General features: G+C 55.1%; 3 protein-coding genes. All 3 read right to left on the reverse strand.

All coding sequences use genetic code 11. From position 1 onward, the window contains the following. Nucleotides 1-1,012: glycosyltransferase family 4 protein (locus HKN37_12690; protein ID NNE47504.1), on the reverse strand; the 1,012-nt coding region annotated here is incomplete at its 3' end. Between the two features lie 79 nt (nucleotides 1,013-1,091). Next, entirely contained in the window at nucleotides 1,092-1,436 is a 345-nt protein-coding gene (locus HKN37_12695; protein NNE47505.1) for an acyltransferase, read from the reverse strand. 220 nt (nucleotides 1,437-1,656) lie between these two features. Then, nucleotides 1,657-3,322: asparagine synthase (glutamine-hydrolyzing) (asnB, locus tag HKN37_12700; protein ID NNE47506.1), on the reverse strand; the 1,666-nt coding region annotated here is incomplete at its 5' end.

Consider the following 3,322-nt stretch of genomic DNA (forward strand, 5'->3'; position numbering starts at 1 on the left):
TGACATCTTCGTTCTGCAAGACATGGCCGAGGGCTGCCGCGATCGCCGAATGCTCCCGGGGATCGACGAGCACGGCTGCCTCGCCTGCGATCTCTTTCAGACCGTTGCCCGTCGAGGTAATGAGGGGAGTCCCGCATGCCATGGCTTCGGTCACCGGAATCGGAAACGCCTCCATGTTGGAAGGATAGAGGAACACGCTGGCAAGCGAGTAGACCGCCGGGAGATCTTCCTGAGCGATATATCCCGGGAAAAGCACATCTTTGCCAAAGCCGTCTGAAGGCAGGTCATAGTCATCACGGAACTTGTCGCAGTTCTTTCCACCCACCACGAGCTTGTGATCTGTCGTTCCATGAACGGCTTCGTATGCTGCGAATATGCCGTCAATGTTCTTCCGATCACCGCCCGGATATTTTGAGAGCGTGAAGACAAACTGCTCAGGCAATCCATAGCGCTTTCTGACGCTATCGAGAACTGCCGCGTCCTCCACACGAGAAAAGTGCTTCCCCGGGGCCAGGTACACCGTCTTGACTTTTCCTTCCGGAAGGCCGAACAGGCGCGTGAAAATGTCTGTCGTCACATTGGATACCGAGAGAATTGCTCTGGCTCTTCGGCAGTAGAGAGGCATCACCAGTCGGAGATATCGGACGTCTATCGCGCCCCAGTATTTCTGGTGCTCGGGTATGAACCAGCCTGCGCCATGAAGCACCATCACTGATGGACAGGGTGCCAGTAGCGGTACCGTAAACTTGGGATGGAACAGTACGTCGATGCGATCTTTTCGGCAGGCGATTGGCACCGAGAATTGGTCCCAGATTGCTTTATTGGTTGTCTTTAGCGGCCGCTCCTCGACGTTGGGATAATGTGCGAAGGTGCCGACATGGGATCGTCCGAGATAGTACAAAACGTATTCGTTCTCGCGATCTCGTGCCAGCAGTTCTTCGGTGATGTATCTAGCGTAGACCCCGACGCCTCCGCGCTCGTGCAGAGTCCGAAGCATTATTCCGATTCTCATTGCCAAACCCTCACTTTTCGTCGTAGCGCCATCTTGTTATTGCCAGTCGAGGCATTGACACTCATCGTCCGAATACAACTCAAGAACGCATGCCTATGACTTTCGCCGGCACTCCCGCCACGATGGAATACGGCGGTACTTCATGGTCTACAACGCTGCCTGCCCCCACAACGGCTCCTGTTCCGATGTTGCATCCGGGAAGAATGACCACGTTGGCACCGATCAGGACGTCATCACCAATTATCAGTCCCGTGTTGGTCGACCCCTGATCGACGATAAGGACATCACGACTTCGGAAGTCGCGGCTTCCCCCAAGCACCGTAACGTTCGGAGCAATTCGAACGTTGTCTCCGATGATCACGTCTTTCGTCCCGGTCGAGATGTGGTTGAAACTGCTAACCGCGCTGTTGCGGCCAATGGAGATGCGACCCGCCTGCGTCTGAATGACTGCGAAAGGCTTGACGACCGTACCTCTGCCAAATGAAATGCTTCCGCTTAGCTGAACCTGGCTCTTGATACTGACGAGACATCGGTATCGCAGGGAGAAGTAGATAGACGCTACGAATCTCGGAACCAGGTAACGTTGAACTATGCGAGTAAACGGTTTCTGCAATTGAGTACGTGAGTTCTGGACTCAGTCGTTTTTATTCTTCATTCCGTGCGATGGCCGCAACAATCTCGTCCTCGATAGCCTCCGGTTGGACTCCACGAAGATAGATCCGGTCCCATATTTCGAGATTCAGAAGCATCCACAGTCGAACATGGTTGTCGCGACGGCCGATCAGATGATCGTCGAGAAGATCTGCTACAGCATCACGACGAAAGATTCCCTCTCGGACGAATCTCGATTCCAGCAGAAAAGTTCGGAGGAATCCGTGGAGCTTTCCCGCAAACCAGTAGGCGATCGGAAACATGAACCCCTGCTTGTCGCGGTTGACGATGTCCTCAGGGAGGTAATCTTTCGCCAGCTCCCGCAGGATAAACTTTGTTTGGCGGTTTCTGATCTTGAGATCGGCCGGATAGGTCGCCATCAGTTCGACAAGTTCGTGATCCAACATTGGCGATCTGAGTTCGAGGCTGTGCGCCATGCTCATCCGATCTGTGAGCATCAATGAGTGTTCCGGCAACCGGGTCACTATGTCGGTATACAGCATTCGATCGAGCATGTCGGTCGCCGGTGCACTGTGAAACGGCGACGATATGACCTCCGATGAATTCAGGTCCTTGACGCGCAGCCAGGCCGAGTCGGTGAACAGGCTCGCCTTGTCGAGATGACTGAAACGGAAGTAGCAGGTGGCCTCTGCATAGCGCTCTCCGAGATCTGGAACAGCCGCCAACTGATCGATCCAACGGAGCTTCTGGGTGACGCTCTTGTATGTAAAACTGTCGGGAAGCCGACGCAGCAACGGTCGCAGAAGTCGACCTCGTATCAGCGCCGGGATTCGAGCGTAGTGTCGTACGTAGTCGAGCCCATAGTAGCGATCGAACCCGCCAAAGAGCTCATCTCCACCATCTCCTCCGAGGACGACTTTGACATGCCGGGCTGCAACCTCTGCCGCATGATACTGACAGGCCGCGATGGGATCTGACGGCTCGTCGAGATGCCAGATGATTCGAGGGAGCAGTCCGATAAGGTCCGAGTGGACACACTGTTCCGTGTGACGTGTGTTGTATCGGTCCGCCACAGATCGCGCGTACGGCAGTTCGTCAAAGTCAGCCTCTTCAACTCCCACGGCGAACGTCGCGATGCGATTGTCGTAGTGATTTGCCATCATGGCAACGACCATACTCGAGTCGAGACCGCCGCTGAGGAACGCGCCGACGGGCACGTCACTGACCAGATGTGACTCGACTGATCGCTCCAACTTGTCCCGCAGCATGTCTACCCAATCACCGTCGCTGACATTCGTCTTGCCAACAAACGACAACTCCCAATACTGCTTGACGGTAACACGATTCTCCTGAAATACCAGGAGATGGGCGGGAGGGAGCTTCTGTATTCCGCTCAGCATGGTGCGCGGAGGCGGTACAAATCGAAGCGACAGATAGTGGTGAAGCGACTCTGTGTCCATCTCGAAGTCGCCGTCGGCCACGGACATAAGTGCTTTCATTTCTGAAGCGAACGCGAAATCGTCACCATTCTGACGGTAGAAGAGGGGTTTCTGCCCCATGCGATCCCGTGCCAGAACCAGTTTCTCGCGCCTCGAGTCCCAGATGGCGAACGCGAACATGCCGTTCAGCCGCTCCACGCATCGCTCTCCGAGTTCCTCGTAGAGATGAACGATCACCTCCGTATCCGTTGATGTTCGG

The organism is Rhodothermales bacterium, from assembly GCA_013002345.1.
GTDB lineage: Bacteria > Bacteroidota > Rhodothermia > Rhodothermales > JABDKH01 > JABDKH01.